18 protein-coding genes are annotated in these 23,027 nt (G+C 67.9%); all 18 read left to right on the top strand.

Annotated features, from left to right (window positions below; genetic code table 11):
• The first annotated feature begins 52 nt into the window (after positions 1-52).
• The 18 genes from slmA to ASF16_RS05550 all read left to right on the top strand — a co-directional run bounded on the left by slmA (position 53) and on the right by ASF16_RS05550 (position 22,910).
• Positions 53-715, top strand: coding sequence for a nucleoid occlusion factor SlmA (slmA, locus tag ASF16_RS05640; RefSeq protein WP_056164030.1), 663 nt, complete (start codon positions 53-55; stop codon positions 713-715).
• 284 nt (positions 716-999) lie between these two features.
• A complete protein-coding gene (locus ASF16_RS05635; RefSeq protein WP_056164026.1) occupies positions 1,000-1,752 on the top strand; it encodes a TetR/AcrR family transcriptional regulator in 753 nt (250 codons plus the stop codon).
• Between the two features lie 5 nt (positions 1,753-1,757).
• Positions 1,758-3,554 (top strand): acyl-CoA dehydrogenase C-terminal domain-containing protein, encoded by a 1,797-nt coding sequence (locus ASF16_RS05630; protein ID WP_056164023.1) that lies wholly within the window; start codon positions 1,758-1,760, stop codon positions 3,552-3,554.
• Positions 3,555-3,614: 60 nt separating this feature from the next.
• Positions 3,615-4,052 carry a DUF2147 domain-containing protein gene (locus tag ASF16_RS05625; RefSeq protein ID WP_056164020.1) on the top strand — a complete coding sequence of 146 codons (438 nt, stop codon included), beginning with the start codon at positions 3,615-3,617 and terminating at the stop codon, positions 4,050-4,052.
• Positions 4,053-4,168: 116 nt separating this feature from the next.
• Positions 4,169-6,571 carry a 3-hydroxyacyl-CoA dehydrogenase/enoyl-CoA hydratase family protein gene (locus ASF16_RS05620; protein ID WP_056164144.1) on the top strand — a complete coding sequence of 801 codons (2,403 nt, stop codon included), beginning with the start codon at positions 4,169-4,171 and terminating at the stop codon, positions 6,569-6,571.
• Positions 6,572-6,582: 11 nt separating this feature from the next.
• Positions 6,583-7,092 (top strand): DUF4442 domain-containing protein, encoded by a 510-nt coding sequence (locus ASF16_RS05615; protein WP_056164018.1) that lies wholly within the window; start codon positions 6,583-6,585, stop codon positions 7,090-7,092.
• A gap of 15 nt (positions 7,093-7,107) precedes the next feature.
• On the top strand, positions 7,108-8,307 hold the full coding sequence (locus ASF16_RS05610; RefSeq protein ID WP_056164015.1) for an acetyl-CoA C-acyltransferase: 1,200 nt from the start codon (positions 7,108-7,110) through the stop codon (positions 8,305-8,307).
• Between the two features lie 349 nt (positions 8,308-8,656).
• Positions 8,657-9,586, top strand: a complete 930-nt coding sequence (locus ASF16_RS05605) for an alpha/beta fold hydrolase (RefSeq protein ID WP_369817114.1) — start codon at positions 8,657-8,659, stop codon at positions 9,584-9,586.
• A gap of 27 nt (positions 9,587-9,613) precedes the next feature.
• The gene (locus tag ASF16_RS05600; RefSeq protein ID WP_200926869.1) at positions 9,614-10,519 is read left to right on the top strand and encodes an acyl-CoA thioesterase II; all 906 of its coding nucleotides are present in this window, start codon (positions 9,614-9,616) and stop codon (positions 10,517-10,519) included.
• Positions 10,520-10,526: 7 nt separating this feature from the next.
• Positions 10,527-11,303 (top strand): enoyl-CoA hydratase, encoded by a 777-nt coding sequence (locus ASF16_RS05595; protein ID WP_056164012.1) that lies wholly within the window; start codon positions 10,527-10,529, stop codon positions 11,301-11,303.
• A 1,638-nt stretch (positions 11,304-12,941) separates the two neighbouring features.
• Positions 12,942-13,715, top strand: a complete 774-nt coding sequence (locus ASF16_RS05585) for a TetR/AcrR family transcriptional regulator (protein WP_056164008.1) — start codon at positions 12,942-12,944, stop codon at positions 13,713-13,715.
• 28 nt (positions 13,716-13,743) lie between these two features.
• Positions 13,744-14,697, top strand: coding sequence for an SDR family oxidoreductase (locus ASF16_RS05580; protein ID WP_056164004.1), 954 nt, complete (start codon positions 13,744-13,746; stop codon positions 14,695-14,697).
• Positions 14,694-16,307: an acyl-CoA carboxylase subunit beta gene (locus ASF16_RS05575; RefSeq protein WP_056164001.1), complete on the top strand. Its 1,614-nt coding sequence runs from the start codon at positions 14,694-14,696 to the stop codon at positions 16,305-16,307. The genes ASF16_RS05580 and ASF16_RS05575 overlap by 4 nt, the downstream gene beginning before the upstream one ends.
• A gap of 32 nt (positions 16,308-16,339) precedes the next feature.
• Positions 16,340-17,470, top strand: a complete 1,131-nt coding sequence (locus ASF16_RS05570) for a hypothetical protein (protein ID WP_056163998.1) — start codon at positions 16,340-16,342, stop codon at positions 17,468-17,470.
• Between the two features lie 53 nt (positions 17,471-17,523).
• The gene (locus ASF16_RS05565; RefSeq protein ID WP_056163994.1) at positions 17,524-18,720 is read left to right on the top strand and encodes an acyl-CoA dehydrogenase family protein; all 1,197 of its coding nucleotides are present in this window, start codon (positions 17,524-17,526) and stop codon (positions 18,718-18,720) included.
• Between the two features lies 1 nt (position 18,721).
• Positions 18,722-19,531 (top strand): enoyl-CoA hydratase/isomerase family protein, encoded by an 810-nt coding sequence (locus ASF16_RS05560; RefSeq protein ID WP_056163992.1) that lies wholly within the window; start codon positions 18,722-18,724, stop codon positions 19,529-19,531.
• Entirely contained in the window at positions 19,528-21,654 is a 2,127-nt protein-coding gene (locus tag ASF16_RS05555; RefSeq protein ID WP_056163988.1) for a biotin carboxylase N-terminal domain-containing protein, read from the top strand. The genes ASF16_RS05560 and ASF16_RS05555 overlap by 4 nt, the downstream gene beginning before the upstream one ends.
• Positions 21,651-22,910, top strand: coding sequence for an acyl-CoA dehydrogenase family protein (locus ASF16_RS05550; RefSeq protein ID WP_056163986.1), 1,260 nt, complete (start codon positions 21,651-21,653; stop codon positions 22,908-22,910). Before ASF16_RS05555 ends, ASF16_RS05550 begins: the two co-directional genes overlap by 4 nt.
• Positions 22,911-23,027 lie beyond the last annotated feature (117 nt).

The raw sequence follows: 23,027 nt of genomic DNA, 5'->3' as shown, positions 1-23,027 counted from the left end.
GCCACGGCATGGCGGCTGGTGACGCAGGGCCCTACCTGAGCGCCTGCCCTGCATGTCCGAACTTTCGCCCCTGCCCGAGCCAGTCTCCACCGACGATGCGGAGGCTGCCCCCGCGGCGCGCAAGCGCCCCAAGCCGGGCGAGCGCCGCGTGCAGATCCTGCAGGCGCTGGCCGCCATGCTGGAGCAGCCGGGTGCGGAGCGCATCACCACGGCCGCCCTGGCCGCCCGCCTGTCGGTGAGCGAGGCGGCGCTGTACCGCCACTTCGCCAGCAAGGCGCAGATGTTCGAGGGGCTCATCGACTTCATCGAGCAGACCGTGTTCACCCTGGTGACGCAGATCACCGGCCGCGAGGTGCCCGACACCGAGCAGCCGCCCGAAGTCGGCGCGCGCCAGGCGGCGCGCATCGTCGGCCTGCTGCTGCAGTTCGGCGAGCGCAACCCTGGCATGGTGCGCGTGATGGTGGGCGACGCCCTGGTGTTCGAGCATGAGCGCCTGCAGCAGCGCATGAACCAGTTCTTCGACCGCATCGAATCCACCCTGCGCCAGTGCCTTCGGCCCACGACTGCAGGGTCGTCCACGCCCACGGTGGATGCGCAGGTGGCCGCCAGCGTGCTCACCGCCTTTGCCGTGGGGCGCCTGCAGCGCTACGCCCGCTCGGGCTTCAAGCGCCTGCCGTCGGAGCACCTAGAAGCCAGCCTGGCGCTCATCCTGTAAAGCGGGCCCGGCTACCTGGCTACCCGGCTGTCAGGGTGAAGCGGCGGGCGCTGCCGGCGGCGATGCCAGCACGAGGGCTTGGGCAGCCAAACGGCCGAGCCAACGACAGGATCTGTCAGAAGGCTCGATGGTCCAGAGCAGAAGAGCAGGGCAGCGCGCCCCCGCCTTGCGGGTGGCGCCCCTGCAACGCCCGTTTGGGTACCCCTCCCTATTTTTTCCAGGGGTTTTGGCGGTGCCCTGAAATTGCTGCAGAATAGAACGAACGTTCGTTTTTATTTGCCAGCATGCCCGCCACCTCCGAATCCAGCCAGGCCACCCGCAGCCCGCGCGCCCGCAGCAGCACCGGCCGTGCCCTGCAAAAGGGCCAGCAAACCAAGGCGGCCATCGTCGAGGCGGCGCTGGGCCTGGCCACGCACATCGGGCTGGAGGGCCTGTCCATCGGGGCCCTGGCCGACGTCACGGGCATGAGCAAGTCCGGCGTGTTCGCCCATTTTGGCTCACGCGAAGAGCTGCAGATCTCCGTGATCCGCGAATACCACACCCGGTTCGAGCAGGAAGTCTTCTACCCCGCCATGTCCGCCGAGCGCGGCGTGGCGCGCCTGTCGGCCCTGTTCGACAACTGGATGAAGCGCACCTCCATCGAAATCGACTCGGGCTGCATCTACATCAGCGGCGCGGTCGAGTTCGACGACCGCACCGGCCCCGTTCGCGACGCGCTGGCCAGCTCGGTGCTGACCTGGCACGCCGCCATGCGCCGCGCCATCGAGCAGTGCAAGGGCCTGGGCGAATTGCGTGTGGATACCGATGCAGAACAGATGCTGTTCGAGATCCACGGCCTCATCCTTGCGCTGCACTACGAAGCGCGCTTCCTGCAGACCCCCGGCTCCATGGGCCGGGCGGTGCAGGGCTTTCACAACATCCTGGCGCGCTACAGCAGCGCCCCGGCCCCTTCGTCGGCCGCCGCGGCGCCTGCAGCCACCCCTGCTGCCGCCAAGCGCCGCAAAGTTTCCAACCAAACCACCACATCCAAGGAGTAAACCCCATGCCTATCTACACGCCGCCGCTGCGCGACATGCAATTCGTCATGCACGAAGTGCTCAAGGTCAGTGATGAATTCAAGGCAATGCCACCCCATGCCGAGGTGGATGTGGACACCATCAACGCCGTGATCGAAGAAGCCGGCAAGTTCGCCGCCGAGGTGACCTTCCCGCTCAACATCAGCGGCGACACCGAAGGCTGCGTGCTCGACAAGGCCACGCACGAGGTCAAGCCCCCGTCGGGCTTCAAGGACGCTTACGCCAAGTACGTCGAAGGCGGCTGGGCGGCGCTGTCGTGCGACCCCGCCTATGGCGGCCAGGGCCTGCCCTTCGTGCTGAACCAGTGCCTGTACGAAATGATGAACTCGGCCAACCAGGCCTGGACCATGTACCCCGGCCTGTCGCACGGTGCGTACGAAGCCCTGCACGCCCACGGCACCGAAGAGCAAAAGAAGATCTACCTGCCCAAGCTGACCAGCGGCGAGTGGACCGGCACCATGTGCCTGACCGAACCCCATTGCGGCACCGACCTGGGCCTCTTGCGCACCAAGGCCGAACCCCAGGCCGACGGCACCTACAAGATCACCGGCAACAAGATCTTCATCAGCGCCGGCGAGCACGACATGACCGCCAACATCGTGCACCTGGTGCTGGCCCGCCTGCCCGATGCGCCCAAAGGCAGCAAGGGCATCAGCCTGTTCGTCGTGCCCAAGTTCAACATCAATGCCGACGGCTCGCTGGGCGACCGCAACCCCATCTACTGCACGGGCCTGGAGCACAAGATGGGCATCCACGGCAACGCCACCGCGCAGATCGCCATCGACGGCGCCATCGGCACCATGGTGGGCCAGCCCAACAAGGGCCTGGCCGCCATGTTCGTGATGATGAACGCCGCCCGCCTGGGCGTGGGCAACCAGTCGCTGGGCCTGACCGAAGTGGCCTACCAGAACGCGCTGGCCTACGCCAAGGACCGCATCCAGATGCGCAGCCTGTCGGGCGTGAAGGCCAAGGACAAGGACGCCGACCCCATCATCGTGCACCCCGACGTGCGCAAGATGCTGCTCACGGCCAAGGCGTACGCCGAAGGCGGCCGCGCGCTGCAGATCTTCTGCACGCTGCTGCTGGACAAGGTGCACAGCCACCCCGATGAAAAGGTGCGTGCCGAATCCGAAGAGATGGTGGCGCTGCTCACCCCCATCGTGAAGGCCTTCATCACCGACAACGGCCACATCAGCACCAACGCGTGCATGCAGGTCTTCGGCGGCCACGGCTTCATCAAGGAATGGGGCATGGAGCAGTACGTGCGCGACAACCGCATCAACATGATCTACGAAGGCACCAACACCATCCAGTCGCTGGACCTGCTGGGCCGCAAGATCCTGGGCAACAACGGCGCCACGCTCAAGAAGCTGGGCAAGCTGATCGGCAAGCTGGTGGAAGAAGAAGGCGTGAACGAGAAGATGGCCGAGTTCATCAACCCCGTGGCCATGCTGGGCGACCAGATGACCAAGTTCACCACCGAGATCGGCTTCAAGGGCATGCAGAACCCCGACGAAGTGGGCGCCGCGGCCGTGGACTACCTGCGCGTGGCCGGCCACCTGGTGTTCGGTTACCTGTTCGCCCGCATGGCCCAGGTCGCGCTGCGCGAGATCGCCGCCGGCAACACCGACCCCTTCTACGGCGCCAAGCTGCAGACGGCCCGCTTCTACTTCGCCAAGCTCTTCCCCGAGACCGCGACGCTGATGCGCACCGCCCGCGCTGGCAGCAAGGTGCTGATGGACACGGACCTGGCCCTGGCCTGATCTCCCCCACCACCACCCCTGTTCCCTGCGGATCTTCAGCCTTTTTGCCACGGAGCGCTTATGTATAAAGCGGTAGCAGCTATTGTTTTGGTAGCAGGTGCCTTGCCGGCCTGGGCGCAGATGACGCCCGAAGGCCTGTGGCGCAACATCGACGACAAGACCGGTGAAGCCAAGGCCGAGATCCGCATCCGCGACATCGGCGGCGGCGTGCTGAACGGGGCGCTGGAAAAGCGCCTCACCAAGGACGCCAAGCCTGACGACGTCTGCGACGAATGCTCGGACGACCGCAAGGGCAAGCCCATCCTGGGGCTCGAGATCATCCGCGGCGCCAAGAAGGCCGACGGCAAGGAAGTGTGGGAGGGCGGCAAGATCCTCGACCCCGAGAACGGCCGCAACTACACCCTGCGCATGACGCCCATCGAGGGCGGCAAGAAGCTCGAAGTGCGCGGCTCCATCGGCCCCTTCGGCCGCTCGCAGACCTGGATCCGGGTCCAGTAAGCGCCAACCCCTATCAACACTCCGTTCGCCCTGAGCTTGGCCCCAGGGCCTGGTGGCCACCTCCCCGCCAAGGCTTCGACAGGCTCAGCCCGAACGGTTTTGAAATGACACAAACCATGTCCAGATTCCAAGTGAAAAAAGTCGCCGTGCTCGGTGCAGGCGTGATGGGCGCGCAGATTGCTGCGCACCTGGTCAACGTCAAGGTGCCGGTGGTGCTGTTCGACCTGCCCGCCAAAGAAGGCCCGAAGAACGGCATCGTCACCAAGGCCGTCGAAGGCCTCAAGAAGCTCAAGCCCTCGCCCCTGGGCGTGGCGGACGACGCGGCGCTGATCCAGAAGGCCAACTACGAAGAGCACCTGCACCTGCTCAAGGAATGCGACCTCGTGATCGAGGCGATTGCCGAGCGCATGGACTGGAAGCTCGACCTGTACACCAAGATCGCGCCCCACGTGGCCAAGCACGCCATCCTGGCGTCCAACACCTCGGGCCTGTCGATCACCAAGCTGTCTGAAGTGCTGCCCGAGAGCATCAAGCCGCGCTTTTGCGGCATCCACTTCTTCAACCCCCCGCGCTACATGACGCGGGTGGAGCTGATCAACACCCCCACCACCCAGCCCGAAGTCCTCGACCAGCTCGAAGCCTTCGTCACCAGCGGCCTGGGCAAGGGCGTGGTGCGCGCGCACGACACCCCCAACTTCGTCGCCAACCGCGTGGGCATCGCCGGCATGCTGGCCACCATGAAAGAGGTCGAGAACTTCGGCCTGACTTTCGACGTGGTGGACGACCTCACGGGCAAGAAGCTCGGCCGCGCATCAAGCGGCACCTTCCGCACCGCCGACGTGGTGGGCCTCGATACCATGGCCCACGTGATCAAGACGCTGCAGGACAACCTGAGCATCGAGACCGATCCGTTCTACGAAAGCTTTGGCACGCCCGCCGTGCTCAAGAAGCTGATGGAACTGGGCCACCTCGGCCAGAAGGCCAAGGCCGGTTTCTACAAGAAGGTCGGCCGCGACGTGATGCGCTTCGATCTGGAAGCCGAAGAGTACGTGCCCGGCGGCCAGAAGGCCGACGAGGTGTACAGCCGCATGCTCAAGAAGCCGGCGGCCGAGCGCCTGAAGCTCTTGCGCAACGCAGAAGGCGCACCCGGCCAGTTCCTGTGGGCCATCCTGCGCAACGGCTTTCACTACGCCGCCGTGCACCTGGGCACCATTGCCGACAACGCACGCGACGTGGACCAGGCCATGCGCTGGGGCTTCGGCATGAAGCAGGGCCCCTTCGAGCTCTGGCAAGAGGCCGGCTGGCTCGAGGTGGCGAAGATGATCCAGGAAGACATCGACGCCGGCAAGGCATTGAGCAAGGCGCCGCTGCCCGAGTGGGTCTTCAAGGGCCCCGTGGCCGAAGCCGGTGGCGTGCACACCGCGCAAGGCTCGTGGAGCGCATCGCAAAGCAAGTTCGTGCCCCGCCGCCAGCTGCCCGTGTACGAGCGCCAGATCTTCCCCGAGACGCTGCTGGGCGAGACCAACCTGCCCGACTGGCGCACCGCCGGCACGACCATTGCCGAATCGAAAGCCCTGCGCACCTGGACGCTCGACGGCCAGATACTGATCGCCAGCATCAAGAACAAGATGCACGCCATCAGCCCCGAAGTGATGGAAGCCCTGACCGAAGCCGTGGAGCTGGCCGAGGCCGAATACCAAGGCATGGTCATCTGGTCCGGCGACGCCCCGTTCAGCGTGGGCGCGGACCTGGAAGCCACCATGCCCGCCTTCATGGTCGGCGGTGCCGATGCGGTCGAAAGCATCGAGCAGGAACTGCAGAACCTGATGCTGCGCATCCGCTACGCGCAGGTGCCCGTCGTCGCGGCCATCCACGGCATGGCGCTGGGCGGCGGCTGCGAGCTGGCCGTGTACTCCGCCAAGCGCGTGGCCCACATGGAAAGCTACATCGGCCTGGTGGAAGTCGGCGTGGGCCTGGTGCCCGGCGCGGGCGGCCTGACCTACATCGCGCGCCGCGCCGCCGAGAACATGGCGGCTTCCACCGGCAAGGACATCCTGCCCTTCCTGACCGAAGGCTTCACCGCCGCCGCGATGGCCAAGGTGGGCACCAGCGCGCTCGAATCGCGCAAGCTCGGCTACCTGCTGGAGTCCGACATCATCGTCCCGCACAAGGACGAACTGCTGTTCGTGGCCGTCAACGAAGCCAAGTCCATGGCCGCCAGCGGCTGGCGCGCCCCGCACAAGCGCCTGTTCCCCGTGGCGGGCCGCAGCGGCCTGGCCACCGTCAAGGCACAGCTCGTGAACATGCGCGACGGCGGCTTCATCAGCGCCTACGACTTCAAGGTCAGCACCATGATCGCCGAGGTGGTCTGTGGCGGCGATGTGGATGCCGGTGCCCTGGTGAGCGAGGAATACTTGCTCACGCTGGAGCGCAAGGCGTTCTGCCACCTGATCGCCCAGCCCAAGACGCACGAGCGCATCCTGGGCATGCTCTCGACAGGCAAGCCTGTTCGCAACTGACCGCCATCACCATGACGGACCACGCCCCCAACAAACTCCAGCGCTCGCTGATGCGCCTGGACGAGGCACCCGCCTTCATGCGCGGCTTCGTGCAGAACATCATCCTGCGCCGGGCCGTGCCCTTCACCGGCACGGCCGGGGTGAAGTTCGTGTCGCTCACGCCCGAGCGTGTGGAAGTGCGCCTTGCCAATGAGCACCGCGTGCAGAACCACATCGGCGGCGTGCACGCCTCGGCCATGAACCTGCTGGCCGAGACGGCCACGGGCATGGTGGTCGGCATGAACGTGCGCGACGACTGCATCCCGCTGGCCAAGGAGCTGTCCATGGCGTTCAAGAAGCGCGCCACGGGCGGCTTGAAGGCCGTGGCCACGCTGACCGCCGAGCAGCGCGCCGCCATGCAGGCCAGCGACAAGGGCGAGGTGCAGGTCGCGGTCACCGTGACCGACGACGCTGGCGTGGAGCCGGTCGAATGTGTATTTACGTGGGCCTGGATTCCTTCCAGCCGCCCCGCCAAGCATTGAAGGAGTTTCAACACCATGGCTCAAAAACAAGTCCAGGACGCCTACATCGTTGCTGCCACGCGCACCCCCATCGGGCGCTCGGGCCGCGGCTATTTCAAGAACACCCGCCCCGATGACCTGCTGGTCGCCGCCATCAAGAGCGCGATGACCCAGGTCCCCACGCTGGACCCCAAGGCGATCGAGGACGCCATCATCGGCTGCTCCTTCCCCGAAGGCGAGCAGGGCATGAACATGGCCCGCATCGCCGTGGGCCTGGCGTTCGACCACCCCGTGGGCGGCGTGACCGTGAACCGCTTTTGCGCATCGGGCATCACCGCGCTGCAGATGGCCGCCGACCGCATCCGCGTGGGCGAGGCCGACGTGCTGATCGCCGGCGGCGCCGAGTCCATGAGCCTTGTGCCCATGGGCGGCAACAAGCCATCGTTCAACGCCGAGATCTTTGCGCGCGACGAGAACGTGGGCATCGCCTACGGCATGGGCCTCACGGCCGAGAAGGTCGCGCAGCAGTGGAGGATCAGCCGCGAGGCGCAGGACGCCTTTGCACTCGAATCGCACCTGCGCGCCATCAAGGCGCAAAAGGCCGGTGAGTTCACCGATGAAATCACCCCCTTCGAGGTCGTGGAGCGCTCGCCTAACCTGGCCACTGGCGAAGTGGTGGAAAAGCGCCGCACCGTGAGCCTGGACGAAGGCCCGCGCCCCGACACGTCCCTCGAAGGCCTGGCCAAGCTCAGGCCCGTGTTCGCCGCACGCGGCAGCGTCACGGCGGGCAACAGCTCGCAGACCAGCGACGGTGCCGGTGCGCTCATCGTGGCCAGCGAAAAGGCGGTCAAGCAATTCGGCCTCACGCCCCTGGCCCGCTTCGTGAGCTACGCCGCCCGCGGCGTGCCGCCCGAAATCATGGGCATCGGCCCCATCGAGGCGATTCCTGCGGCCCTGCGGTATGCGGGCTTGAAGCATGAAGACATCGGCTGGTTCGAGCTGAACGAAGCCTTTGCGGCGCAGTCGCTCGCTGTGATCAACACGCTGGGGCTGGACCCGAGCCGCGTGAACCCGATGGGCGGCGCGATTGCGCTGGGCCACCCTCTGGGCGCCACGGGCGCGATCCGCGCGGCGACGGTGGTGCATGCGCTGCGCAGGCACAAGCTGAAGTACGGCATGGTCACCATGTGCGTAGGGACAGGACAAGGCGCCGCCGGCATCATCGAGGCGTTGTAGGGGGTTGGCTACTGCGCGGGTCATCTGCGTCGTTGGGCGGTGCTCGGAATCCTCACGTACTTCAAGTACGTTCCGGTTCCTGTGCTCCGTCCGCCTAGCAGCTGATCCCGCTCGCTACGCCCTGGAGGGCGGGGTGTGAAAGCAAGGGAACCGGGCAGGAGGATTCTGATGTCTCATCCCGACCCGACCCGACCCGACCCGACCCGACCCGACCCGACCCGACCCGAGACCCCGACCCGCCTCCGCCCCCGCCCGTTCGGGCTGAGCCTGTCGAAGCCAGGGCCCAGCTCAGCGATAGTTTTCTTTTCTTCAAGCCGGCGCAGATCGGTTTCGAAACAAGGAGACAGACATGATCAACAAGCAAACCTTGCAGGTCCACCACGGTGCCGTGCCGCTGGCACTGCGCGTCTATGAGCCCGAGGGCGCACCGCCGCGCGCCAGCGTCGTGATCGGTGGGGCGATGGGGGTGCGTCAGTCGTTCTACGAAGGCTTTGCGCTGTGGTTGTCGCAGCAGGGGTTTCGGGTCACCACGTTCGACTACCGGGGGCATGGCGATTCGCTGCAGGGCGCCATGCGCGATGTGAAGGCCGACCTGTTCGATTGGGCGCAGGACTACGAGGCGGTGATCTCTGCGGCCAAGGCTGCGCTGCCTGCCCAGCCCTTGTACCTGCTGGGCCACAGCCTGGGCGCGCAGTTGCCGGGGTTGCTCCAAAAGCCCGAGCAGGTAGCGGGCTTGCTCAGCGTGGCCGCGGGCAGCGGCTACTGGCGTGACAACGCGCCGCAGCTCAAGCGCATCGTTCCGTACTTCTGGTGGGTGCTGGTGCCGCTGGCCACACGGCTGTGCGGGTACTTTCCGGGGCGCACGCTCAAGAAGGTGGGCGACCTGCCGGCGGGGGTGATCCTGCAGTGGCGGCGCTGGTGCCTGCACCCGGCTTACAGCGTGGGCGCCGAAGGGCCCGCGGTGGCGCAAAGCTATGGCGCGGTGCGCTTTCCGGTGCTGGCATTGTCGATGGCCGACGACGAGCTGATGACGCTGCGCGGCACGCACAACCTCGTCAACCTGTACGCCAACACCGAGCGCCGGGTGGAGAGCATCACGCCCGCCGACGTGCAGGTGCGGCGCATCGGGCACTTCGGGTTCTTCCGCGGCCAGTTCCGCCACAGCCTGTGGCCGCGCGCTGCCGCCGCTTTCATGGCGCTGGGCAGTGCGGCGGGCCGGCCTTCTGGCGATGGGCCGATGGCAGCAGTGGCGGGCGCAGTCGCCGGCACGACGATCTGAGTTTTCATTTGGCGGCACACTCACAGCATGACTTCCGCATCCACATCCCTACCGCACCCTCTGGACGAGGCGCTGCAACTGCGGCGCGCAGCTGATGCGCAGTCGGCCGAGCCCGCATCTGCATCTGCGTCCGAATCTGCCGCGGCGGCCATTGCTGCAGGCCAGTACGAAGGCACCACGCACCCGGGCTACTGGAACATGGTGGGCCCGTTCGGCGGCATCACGGCGGCCACGCTGCTGCAGGCCATCATGCAGCACCCCCAGCGCCTGGGTGATCCGCTGTCGCTCACCGTCAACTACGCAGGGGCCCTCACGGCCGGCGCGTTCACCGTGCAGGCCGTGCCGGTGCGCACCAACCGCTCCACGCAACACTGGACGCTGTCCATCCTGCAGCCCGACGCTGACGGCGCCCCGGTGGTCACCACCACGGCCACCGCCGTCACGGCCGTGCGCCGCGAGACGTGGAGCGTGGGCGACGTGCCCATGCCCGAGGTGCCCCGGCCCACCGACCACCAAGCCATCGTCGCGCCGCCAGGCGCTGTGGAATGGCTCAACCGCTATGAGATGCGCCCCATCACCGGCTTCATCCCGCGCACCTGGGACGGCAGCGGCGACCACAGCCTGACGCAGCTGTGGATGCGCGATGCGCCCCCGCGCGCCCTCGACTTCTGCGCACTGGCCGCGCTGGCCGATGTGTTCTTCCCCCGCGTGTGGTTGCGCCGTGCGCGCCAGGTGCCTGCGGGCACCGTGTCCATCACCGTGTACTTCCATGCCACGGCCGAACAGCTGCAGGCCACGGGCACCGGCTTTTTGCTCGGCCAGGCGCGCGGGCAGGAGTTTCGCAACGGCTTCTTCGACCAGACCGTGCAGCTGTGGAACGAGGCCGGCACCATGCTGGCCACCAGCCACCAGATCGTTTACTACAAGGAATAAGAGCACCATGAGCACTGCGACCCCCGACATCCTCGCCCACACCGAAGCCGGTGTGACCACCATCACTTTCAACCGCGTGGACAAGAAGAACTCCATCACGCGCGACATGTACGCCGCCATGGCGGACGCGCTGGATGCCGCCCAGGCCGACGCCAGCGTGCGCGTGGTGGTGTTCCAGGGCGACGTGGCGATCTTCAGCGCGGGCAACGACATCGGCGACTTTCTGCAGCAGCCCCCGGCCACGCAGGACTCGCCCGTGTTCCGTTTTCTGCGCGGCATCGCGTCCTTTCCCAAGCCCGTGATCGCCTCGGTCTGCGGCCCGGCGGTGGGCATCGGCACGACGATGCTGTTCCATTGCGACCTGGTCTATGCGGGCGACAACGCGGCGTTCTCGATGCCGTTCGTCAACCTGGGCCTGTGCCCCGAGGCCGCATCGAGCCTGCTGGTGCCGCAGATGCTGGGGTATCACCGTGCGGCTGAAGCGCTGCTGTTGGGCGAGCCGTTCATGGCCGAGGCGGCGCTCGAGGTGGGGCTGGTGAACCGGGTGGTGCCGCCCACCGAGTGCAATGGGGTGGCGCAGGCGCAGGCGCGCAAGCTGGCTGCCAAGCCGTTGTCTTCGTTGATCGAGACGAAGCGGTTGATGAAGGGTGGGCAGACGGCGAAGGTGTTGGAGGTGATGGCGGAGGAGGGCGAGAGCTTCGGGCGCATGCTGCGTGAGCCGGCGGCGCGGGAGGCGTTTTCTGCGTTTATGGAGAAGCGCAAGCCTGATTTCAGCGCGGTCTGATGTTGTGGGAAACCTGGGTCTGTCGCACCCCAGGCCGTTCGGGCTGAGCCTGTCGAAGCTTTTGTCCGTCATCACTATCCGTTCGGGTTGAGCTTGTCGAAACCTGGGCGCTGCTCGCTAGCTCGCTGATTGGGCAGCATGCCTGTGTTGAGGGCGGGAGCCGGGGTGCGCGCCCGGCGGCGCGGTAACTTTCTCTTGGTTCGCCAAGAGAAAGTCACCAAAGAGAAGGCGACCCCAAGTCTGCGACCCCTTCGCNGGAGCCGGGGTGCGCGCCCGGCGGCGCGGTAACTTTCTCTTGGTTCGCCAAGAGAAAGTCACCAAAGAGAAGGCGACCCCAAGTCTGCGACCCCTTCGCGTTGCGAAGGGGCGACCTGCGTCGGGGCGGTTGCGGGGTGCGCCGTGGAACTCACTGCGCGCCGTTGGCGCTACGTTCAGACATCCACGGCGAGCTAGATGACGAAGCATGCGCGCTCCGACGCGCATGCCACCCCGCAACCGCCCCGCCGCAGGCGCAGCCAGCAGGGGGTGGACAGCCGAACAGCCACACGGGCCATCGCGTTGCTCGGCCCCGAACGCGCAGGCGCTTCGCGCCGCGACCGCCNCGCGCATGCCACCCCGCAACCGCCCCTCCGCAGGCGCAGCCAGCAGGGGGTGGACAGCCGAACAGCCACACGGGCCATCGCGTTGCTCGGCCCCGAACGCGCAGGCGCTTCGCGCCGCGACCGCCAGGCCGAGCGCAGCGATGGCCCGTGTGGATGTTGGGTCCCCCATCCCTTCAGGATGCGCCGAGGAGCGCAGGGCGTGGGGTGAGCGTGTGCCGAAGGACACACGCATCGTGAACTGACTCGCTGCGGATGTTTGAGCGTAGCGCGCCAGCGCGCAGCGAGTTCNTCCCCCATCCCTTCAGGATGCGCCGAGGAGCGCAGGGCGTGGGGTGAGCGTGTGCCGAAGGACACACGCATCGTGAACTGACTCGCTGCGGATGTTTGAGCGTAGCGCGGCAGCGCGCAGCGAGTTCCGCAGCGCACCCCACGACCGAGCACCGCAGGTTGCCCGCAGCGAAGCGAAGGGACGCAGGCTGTAGGGTCGCCTTTTCTTTGGTGACTTTCTTTTGGCGAACCAAAAGAAAGTTACTCGCACGCCGGGCGACTCCCGGCCTCCGCCCTCAACAAAGGCATGCTGCCCATCAGCGAGCCTGCGAGCAGCGCCCAGGTTTCGACAGGCTCAACCCGAACGGGAGGCTGTGACCGGACCCGCACCGTCCAGCCCTGCTTGCCATNCGCCGGGCGACTCCCGGCCTCCGCCCTCAACAAAGGCATGCTGCCCATCAGCGAGCCTGCGAGCAGCGCCCAGGTTTCGACAAGCTCAACCCGAACGGCCATGGGTCGATGCGCCCAGGTTTCGACAGGCTCAACCCGAACGGACGTGGATCGATGTGCCCAGGCTTCGACAAGCTCAGCCCGAACGGTGGGGTCGATACACGTAGACCAACTCAACCCGGGCGGACATGAGCGCGAAGGCACTCCAAACCCGTAGGGCACCCCGCCTCTGAAGCGCTCTATCCTTTCAGCACAAGCATCCATATTTTTACAAAGCACTTGCTTGCTAAAAATAATCCATTTTGCTATCGTGCAAAACATGGAATCCCCAGCCCGACGCCCCCGCGCATCCGCGCCCGCTGCACCCCTCCCACCAGCCCGCCCCCGCGCATCCGCGCCCGCTGCACCCCTCCCACCAGCCCGCCAACGCAAGGCCGCCACGTCTCAGATCTCCACCGCCGAAGAAGAAAAACAACCCCCCCGCCGCCCCCGCGGCCGCCCCCGCAAAACCGCCGAAGAACTCGACGACGGCAACCGCCGCCGCAAGCTCATGGACGGCGCCGCAAAGCTGTTCCGCACCCAGGGCTTCGCCGCCACCAGCACGCGCGACATCGCCGCAGCCGCTGGCATGCACAGCGGCTCGCCCTTCTACCATTTCGAAAGCAAAAGCGCGCTGCTCTACGCGGTGATGAGCGAAGGCATGACCATGGCCACGCAAAGCCAGCAGCAGGCACTCGATGCGCTGCTCGCCCAGGCCACGCCACGCGAGCAGCTGCACACACTCATCCGCCACCATTTCGAGATCCTGCTCGGCCCGCGCAGCAGCTTCATCCCGGTGATGCTGTACGAATGGCGCTCGCTCACACCGGCGCAGCGCAAGGGCATTGCGCGCATCAAGGACAGCTACGAGGCCGCGTGGATGCCCGCGCTCGAGGCGCTGGCGCAGCAGGGCGCGCTGCAGGCCGAGCCTGGCGTGGCGCGGCTGTTCATCTTTGGCGCGCTCAACTGGGCGGTGCAGTGGTTCTCGCCCAAGAAGGGCAAATCGCTCGACGCACTCACCGACGAGGCCCTGGCCCTCTTCATCCGCACATAACAGCAAAAAAATAAAAGGCGCACCCACCATGGCTTCCACGGCCTTCAATGCACCCAGCGGCTACCAGTCGGTGTTCGCGCCAGGCCTGTTCAGCGGCCAGGTGGTCATCGTCACGGGCGGCGGCTCGGGCATTGGCCGCTGCACGGCGCACGAGCTGGCGCGCCTGGGCGCGCACGCAGTGCTGGTCGGGCGCAAGCCCGAGAAGCTGCAGGCCGTAGTCGACGAGATCGCTGCGGATGGTGGCGCAGCGTCCTGGCATGCGTGCGACATCCGCTCCGAAGACGCGGTGGTCGTGCTGGTGCAGCAGGTGCTGGCCGCGCACGGGCGCATCGATGGCCTGGTGAACAACGCGGGCGGGCAGTTCATGTCGCCGCTCGAATCCATCAGCGCCAAGGGCTGGGAGGCGGTGTTGCACACCAACCTCACCGGCGGCTTCCTGGTGGCGCGCGAATGCTACCGGCAGTGGATGGCGCCGAACGGCGGCTCGGTAGTCAACATCGTGGCCGACATGTGGGGCTCCATGCCGGGCATGGGGCACAGCGGTGCGGCGCGCGCGGGCATGGTCAGCTTCACCGAAACCGCTGCGCTCGAATGGGCCTGCAGCGGCGTGCGCGTGAACGCGGTCGCGCCGGGCTACATCGCATCGAGCGGCATGGACAACTACCCGCCCGCCGCCGCGCACACGCTGCGCGCCATGCCGCAGACCGTGCCGCTGGGCCGATTCGGCAACGAGGCCGAGGTGTCGGCGGCCATCGTCTTCCTTCTCAGCCCGGCCGCCAGCTTCATCAGCGGTAGCACGCTGCGCGTGGACGGCGCGCGACCGCAGGTGCGCCTGGGCTGGCCCCTGCGCGTGCCCGATGCCGCCACGCAGCAGCGCGCTGCGGTCAAGCCCTACGCAGGCTTTCACCGCGCACAGGTGCCGCGTGTGTTTGCAGCGTCCGCGGACCCGGCGGGCAGTGCACCCAAGGGCTCCGACGAATGACCACCGCCTTCGCTTCGCGCTTCCTCCCCGGTGCACCCGATGCGCAGGCGCGCCGCGCTGCCCTGGCTGCCCGCCTCGATGCCCTGCGCGCGCTGGAAGACCGGGCTGCGGCGGCATCGGCCCGCTCGCTGCCGCAGTTCGACAAACGCGGCCAGCTGCTGCCGCGCCAGCGCGTGGCGTTGCTGCTGGATGCGGGCGCGCCGTGGCTGCCGCTGTGCACCCTGGCGGGCTACCTGCAGGATGTGAGGGACCCGGAGAAGTCCGTGCCCGGCGGCGGAATGATTGCCGGCATCGGGTGGGTCAGCGGTGTGCGCTGCATGGTGGTGGCCAGCGACTCCGGCATCGAGGCGGGGGCCATCCAGCCCATGGGTCTGGAAAAGATTCTGCGCGTGCAAGAGATCGCCCTGCGCGAGCGCCTGCCCTTCGTGCACCTCGTTGAGAGCGCAGGCGCCAACCTCATGCGCTACCGGGTCGAAGGCTTCGTGCACGGCGGCACGCTGTTCCGCAACCTCGCGCGGCTGTCGGCGGCGGGCATACCGGTCATCACCGTGCAGCACGGCTCGGGCACCGCGGGCGGGGCCTACATGCCGGGGCTGTCGGACGTGGTCATCATGGTGCAGGGCCGCTCGCGCGCCTTCCTGGCCGGGCCGCCGCTGCTCATGGCCGCCACGGGCGAGGTCGCGACCGAAGAGGAACTGGGCGGCGCCGAGATGCACACCGCCGTCTCGGGCCTGGGCGAGTACCTGGCGCAGGACGACCGCGAGGCCATCGGCATGGCACGCGAAGTGATCGCGCAGCTGGGGTGGAACACCCCCGCGCGGCCCAGCGCTCCCGGCCCCAAGATGCCCGCCGACGACCTGCTGGCCCTGATGCCGGGCGACCTGCGCCAGCCCGTGGACATGCGCGAGGTGATTGCGCGGCTGGTGGATGGGTCTGAGCTGCTCGAGTTCAAGGCCCGCTACGGCATGGCCACGCTCTGCGCGCAGGGCCGCATCGGCGGGCATGACGTGGGCTTCATCAGCAACAACGGCCCCATCGATGTGGCGGGCGCCAACAAGGCCACGCACTTCATCCAGTGGATGTGCCAGCTGGGCCACCCCATCATCTACCTGCAGAACACCACCGGCTTCATGGTGGGCAAGGACAGCGAGCAGGGCGGCATGATCAAGCACGGCAGCAAGATGATCCAGGCCGTGACCAACGCCACCGTGCCGCAGATCACCATCCAGTGCGGCGCCAGCTTCGGCGCGGGCAACTACGGCATGTGCGGGCGGGGTTATGCGCCGCGCTTCCTGTTCAGCTGGCCGGGCGCCAAGACGGCCGTGATGGGCGGCGAGCAGGCCGCGCGCACCATGCAGATCGTGACCGAGGCGGCGCTGACGCGCAAAGGCATCACGCCCGACCCGACCGAATCGCAAGCCCAGTTCGACAAGATCGTCGCCATGTTCGAGGCCCAGGCCGATGCTTTCTACACCAGCGGCCTGCTGCTGGACGACGGCGTGATCGACCCACGCGACACGCGTGCCGTGCTGGCCTTTTGCCTCGATACCTGTGCCGATGCACAGGCCCGCACGCTGCGGCCCCTGGGCTTTGGCGTGGCACGGATGTAGGCGAAGAGGGCGCAAGCACACCGACACACACCATGGCCGAACCTCTTAAATATTTGCTGAACGACACCGTGCCGCCGCGCATCGCCGCCATGGTGCAGCGCGCCTGGCGCAAGTTCGACACGGCCGCCTTCCTGCGGCAGGTCGAGCCCGGCTATGAGTCGTTGGAGCTGATGGCGCGCGGCCAGCGCATTGCGCAGGCATTGCAGGCGCACCTGCCCCAGGACGTACCCCGCGCACTGGCCGTGCTGGTCGATTCCATGGACCCGCCCATGGGCCTGGACGCCGCCGGCGAGCCCCATGCGGGCGACCGCCCCTACAGCGCCTTCCTGTACCTGCCGCACAGCCTGTACATCGGCTCGCAGGGCCTGGCGCATTTCGAGGCGGCCATGGCCGCGCAGCACGCGCTGACCCAGCGCTTTACCGCCGAGTTCTGCATCCGCCCCTATCTGCTGCACCACCAGCAGGCCACGCTCGCGCGGCTGCGGGACTGGGCGCAGGACGGCAACGCCCACGTGCGCCGCCTGGTGAGCGAAGGCACGCGGCCCCGCCTGCCCTGGGCGCCGCGCCTGCCCGCATTCCAGAAGGACCCGCAGCTGGCCCTGCCGCTGCTCGATGCGCTCAAGGACGACCCGTCTTCCTACGTGCGCCGCTCGGTGGCCAACCACCTGGGCGACATCGCCAAGGACCACCCCGACCTGGCCGTGGGCACCGCGCGCACCTGGCTGCAGGGTGCACCCGCCCCGCGCGAAGCCCTGGTGCGCCACGGCCTGCGTTTTCTCATCAAGCGCGGCGACGCTGGCGCGCTCGATGCCCTGGGCGTGGGCCATGCCGTGGCGCTGGATGTGCGGGCCGCGCGCGTGCTGCCCGCCCGTGCGCGCATCGGCGGCAAGGTGCGCATCGAGGCCGAGCTGCACAACCCCACGCCACTGCCGCAGCGCGTGCTGGCCGACCTGAAGGTGCACTACGTCAAGGCCCACGGTGGCGCGGCGGCCAAGGTGTTCAAGCTGCAGACGCTGGACATCCCCGCAGGGGCGACCGTGGCCGTGGGCAAGACGCTGTCGCTGCAGCAGATGACCACACGCACCCACTACCCCGGCGCGCACCAGGTGGAGCTGGTGCTCAACGGGCGGCCGCAGCCCCTGGGGCAGTTCGATCTGTCGTGATGTTCGGGGTCGAGGTTCGCAGGCACAACACATAACCGCAGGAGACAGGCACCATGCAGTTTACGCACGAGCACCGCGAGATCCAGAAGACCTTGAAGCGCTTCATCGACGAAGAGATCAACCCCCACGTGGACGAGTGGGAGGCGGCCGAGATCTTCCCCGCGCACGAGGTCTTCAAGAAGATGGGCCACCTGGGCCTGCTGGGCCTGTGCAAGCCCGAGGAATACGGCGGCGCGGGGCTGGACTACTCGTACAGCCTGGCCATGGCCGAGATGCTGGGCCACATCCACTGCGGCGGCGTGCCCATGGCCATTGGCGTGCAGACAGACATGTGCACCCCGGCGCTCGCGCGCTACGGCAGCGAAGAGCTCAAGCGCCAGTTTCTGGCCCCGGCCATCACGGGCGACATGGTGGGCTGCATCGGCGTGAGCGAGCCTGCGGCGGGCAGCGACGTGTCGGGCATCAAAAGCGTGGCGCGCAAGGATGGTGACGATTACGTGATTACCGGGCAGAAGATGTGGATCACCAACAGCCTGCAGGCCGACTGGATGTGCATGCTGGTGAACACGGGCGACGGCCAGAGCGTGACGGGCGGCAGTCCTCACAAGAACAAGAGCCTCGTCATGGTGCCCCTGCGCGATGGCCCCGGCGGCCGGTTGACCCGGGGCGTCGAGGTGGCGCAGAAGATCCGCAAGATCGGCATGCACAGCAGCGACACCGGGCTCATCTACTTCGACGAGGTGCGCGTACCGCAGCGCTACCGCATCGGCGCGGAAGGGCAGGGCTTCATCTACCAGATGCAGCAGTTCCAGGAAGAGCGCCTGTGGTGCGCCGCCAGCACGCTCGAATCGCTGAACCACTGCATCCAGTGGACCATCGACTACGCACAGGAGCGCAAGCTGTTTGGCAGCACGCTGGCCGACCAGCAGTGGGTGCAATTCAAGCTGGCCGAACTCAAGACCGAGGTCGAGGCGCTGCGCGCACTGACCTACCGCGCCTGCGACCTGTACGTGAACGGGCAGGACGTGCTGGAGCTGGCCAGCATGGCCAAGCTCAAGGCCGGCCGCCTGAACCGCGAGGTGCCCGACACCTGCCTGCAGTTCTGGGGCGGTATGGGCTACACGCTGGAGAACAAGGTCTCGCGCATGTACCGGGATGGGCGGCTGGCGTCCATTGGCGGCGGTGCGGACGAGGTGATGCTGGGCATCCTCGCCAAGCTCATGGGCATCGCCAAGCGGCCTGCGCACTGACATGGCCGATTCGCTGTTGATCGACCGCGCGCCGCTGGCTAGCGGCTGTGTGGAAACCTGGACGCTCAATGACCCGGCCAGCCGCAATGCGCTGTCGGAGGCGATGGTTGATGGTTTGATTGCCGCCTGTGAGCGGGCTGCGGCCGATACCGACCTGCGCGGCGTGGTGTTGCGGGGTGCCGGTGGGCACTTCTGCGCGGGGGGTAGCCTGGGTGGCTTTGCCAAGACCATTGGACAGCCCCTGGCTGCGGGCGAGGCTGACCCGCTGGTGCCGCTGAACCGCCGCTTTGGCACGCTGCTGCAGGCGCTGTGTGCGTTGCCGCAGTGGTTCATCGTGGTGGTGGAGGGCGCCGCGATGGGCGGCGGCTTTGGGCTTGTGTGCTGTGCCGACCGCGTGCTGGCACACAGCGGCGCGCAGTTCGCCACGCCCGAGGTCACGCTGGGCATCGTGCCTGCGCAGATCGCACCGTTTGTGGTGCGGCGCCTGGGCCCAGCGGCAGCGCGGGGGTGTTTGTTGACAGGCGTGCGCTGGGATGCCGCGACGGCTCAACGTGCGGGGCTGGTGGATGAGGTGGTCGCTGGTGGCATGGAGGCCGCTGTGCAAGCTGCCATCGCACGTCACGCCGCCGCAGCGCCGCAGGCCGTGGCCGCCACCAAACGTTTGTTGCTGGCCCAGCCCGAGACGCCATTGCTCGCGCTGCTGGATGACGCGGCCTTGGCTTTTGCGCAAGCGCTGCGTGGGCCTGAGGCACCGCAAGGGCTGGCTGCATTTGCCGCGCGCAAGACGCCGCCTTGGAGTGCGAAGCCATGAAAAAGATCCTCATCGCCAATCGCGGCGAGATCGCCCGCCGCATCATCCACACCGCCCACCGCATGGGCATCGCAACGGTGGCCGTCTACTCCGACCCCGACGCCAACGCCCTGCATGTGCGCGAGGCCACGCAGGCCATTGCGCTGGGCGGCGCATCCAGTGCCGACACCTACCTGCGCACCGACAAGCTGCTGGCCGCGGCGCGTGCCACCGGCGCCGATGCGGTGCACCCCGGCTACGGGTTCCTCAGCGAGAACGCCGACGTCGCCCAGGCCGTGGTCGATGCCGGCCTGACCTGGATCGGCCCGCCCCCCGCAGCCATCCGCGCGCTGGGCAGCAAGGCCGGTGCCAAGGCGCTGGCGGCGGTGCATGGGGTGCCGTGCCTGCCGGGCTACGCGGGGGACGACCAGAGCGATGAACGTTTTGCGCAAGAGGCCGCGCGCATCGGCTACCCCGCCATGGTCAAGGCCGTGGCGGGTGGGGGAGGGCGCGGCATGCGGCTCGTCACCGATGCGGCGCAACTGCCCGCCGCACTGGCCAGCGCCCGGTCCGAAGCGCTGGCGGGCTTTGGCTGTGGCGACCTGCTGATCGAGCGTGCGCTGCTGCAGCCCCGCCATGTGGAGGTGCAAATTTTTGCCGATGCCCACGGCGCGTGCATCCATCTGGGCGAGCGCGATTGCTCGGTGCAGCGCCGCCACCAGAAGCTCATCGAAGAGTCTCCCAGCCCGGCGGTAGGCGCCGCGCTGCGCGAGCGCATGGGCGCCTGCGCCGTGGCCCTGGCGCAGGCTGCCGGCTATGTGGGAGCGGGCACGGTGGAGTTCTTGCTGGATGGCAACGATGGGGATGACGCCGCAACGTCCCAAGCCGCGAAAGACCCAGGCCCCGCAACAGCCGGGGCCCCGTCCCCGGCGAGCGCAGGGGCGCCATTCTTCTTGATGGAGATGAACACCCGCCTGCAGGTGGAGCACCCGGTGACCGAAGCCATCACCGGCCTGGACCTGGTGGAGTGGCAGATCCGCATCGCGCGCGGCGAGCCGCTGCCCATCACGCAGTCGCAGGTCGATCTGCAAGGCCACGCCATCGAGGTGCGCCTGTGTGCCGAAGACGCGCACTTTCGGCCGCACACCGGCAGCGTGCTGCACTTCAGCGCGCCCGCTGCCACGGCCTTTGAACGCGCTGCGCCGGGTGCGCTGCGGTTTGACCACGCGCTGGAGGAGGGCGCCGAGGTCTCGCCCCACTACGACGCCATGCTGGGCAAGCTCATCATGCATGCGCCCACGCGGGCCGAGGCCATCGACGCGCTGGTGCGCGCGCTCAACGCCACCCGCGTGCTGGGCCTGCCCACCAACCGCGCATTCCTGGCGGCGTGCCTGCAGCACCCGGCGTTCCGGGGCGGGCAGGCGCTGGTGCCGTTTCTGGCAGAGCATGCAGCGGGTCTGCAGGATTTGCTATTAAAAGAGGAGCTGTTGGCGCTGGTCCCTTGCGCGGTAGCGGCCATTTTTGCTTCTAATTCACCCACACCAGCCTCCGCCAGCCTGCCGTGCTCATTGGCGCGCCCGCTGCGTCTGCGCCACCAGGGCACAGTGCTGCCGCTGTCGGTGCGCGAGCTGGGGGCCGGGCGGCTGCAGGTGGAGCGCGCCCAGCGTGCCGGCACCTCGCCAGGGTCGATGGAAACCATCACGACCACCACCACGGTCCAACTGACCCCGCAGCCCGGCGGTGCGGTGCGTGCCACCGGCCAGGGCGGCGATGCGCCGGTGGCCGACCACACGGTGCACGCCGTGCCCGTGGGCCGGCTGCGCTGGCACTGGCAGACCGGTGGTGTGGATGGCTGGGTGGAAGACGCATCCTGGGAGCCGGCAGCCCGCGCGGGCGCCGCCGGTGGCGCCACCGAGCTGCGCGCGCCCTTCAACGGCAAGGTGGTCGCGCTGCCGGTGGCCGCGGGCCAGGCGCTGGCGGCGGGCGATACCGTGGTGGTCATCGAGTCCATGAAGCTCGAACACAGCCTGGCCTGCCCCGTGGCCGCCACCGTGGCCGAGTTGCTGGTCGCGCCGGGCCAGCAGGTGGCGCCCGGCCAGGTGCTGGTGCGCTTTGCTCCCGCCCTGCCAGGAGGTCCCGCATGACGGCCCCGACGCACACGACGTCGGAGAGCGACGAAGACCGCAACGCACTCACCGACACCGTCACCCGTTTTGCCCGCGCCGAGATCGCCCCGCACGTGGGCGCCTGGGACGCGGCCGGTGAATTCCCTCGCAGCCTGTACCGCCGCGCAGCGGACCTGGGCTTGCTGGGCCTGGGCTACCCCGAGCAGTACGGCGGCACGCCTGCCAGCTACGCCTTGCGCCTGCCGCTGTGGCGCGCGCTCAGCCGCCACGGTGCCAGCGGCGGCGTGCTGGCCAGCCTGCTGTCGCACAACATCGGCCTGCCGCCCGTGCTGGCCCACGGCAGCGACGCGGTGCGCGCCGAGGTCATCCCGCCCGTGCTGGCGGGCGAGCAGATCGCCGCGCTGGCGATCACCGAGCCCGGTGGCGGGTCGGACGTGGCACAGCTCAGGACCACCGCGCGGCGCGAGGGGGATGACTACGTCGTCGATGGCGAGAAGGTGTTCATCACGTCGGGCATGCGTGCAGACTGGATCACCGTGGCCGTGCGCACCGGGGATGCCGGCAGAGACCATGAGCCCCCACGCTCCCCTGCTTTGCAGGGGTCGCTGCCCCCCGAGGGGGCGCTTGCCGCCTTGGGGCGGCCCGGCGGCGGCAAGGGCAGCGCGGGCATCTCCATGCTGCTCATCCCCGGCCACAGCGCGGGCCTTTCGCGCACGCGCCTGGACAAGATGGGCTGGCTCTGCTCCGACACCGCGCACCTGCGCTTCGACAACGTGCGCGTGCCGGCGCGCTACCTGCTGGGCGAAGAGGGTGCGGGTTTTCGGATCATCATGTCCAACTTCAACGGCGAGCGCTTCGGCTTGGCCGTGTCGGCCCTGGGCTTTGCCGAGGCCTGCTACGACGAAGCCCTGGCCTGGGCCCGCCAGCGCAAGACCTTCGGTGCCGCGCTGGTGGAGCACCAGGTCATCCGCCACAAGCTGGTGGACATGCAGATGCGCATCCAGTCCACGGCCGCATGGTGCGAGTCCGTGGCTGCGCAGGCCGATGCGGGCCACACCGGTACCGAGTGGGTGGCGAACGTGTGCCTGCTCAAGAACCACGCCACCCAGACCCTGCAGTTCTGCGCCGACCAGGCCGTGCAGATCCTGGGCGGCATGGGCTTCATGCGCGGCACCGTCAGCGAACGCATCTACCGCGAGGTCAAGGTCATGATGATCGGCGGCGGTGCGGAAGAAATCATGAAAGACCTGGCTGCCAAGCAGTTGGGTATTTGAATGGAAGCGTTGCCCGTGACCAAAAGCCCACCCTTGTTCCCACCGTTCGGGCTGAGCCCGTCGAAGCCATGGCACGCCCACCATCAACCGTTCGGGCTGAGCCTGCCGAAGCCAGGG

Origin of the sequence: Acidovorax sp. Leaf78 (assembly GCF_001422735.1) — a bacterium.
Lineage (GTDB): Bacteria > Pseudomonadota > Gammaproteobacteria > Burkholderiales > Burkholderiaceae_C > Acidovorax.
The sequence above is the reverse complement of the archived record's forward strand: the minus strand, read 5'-3'. Positions and strand labels throughout refer to the sequence as shown.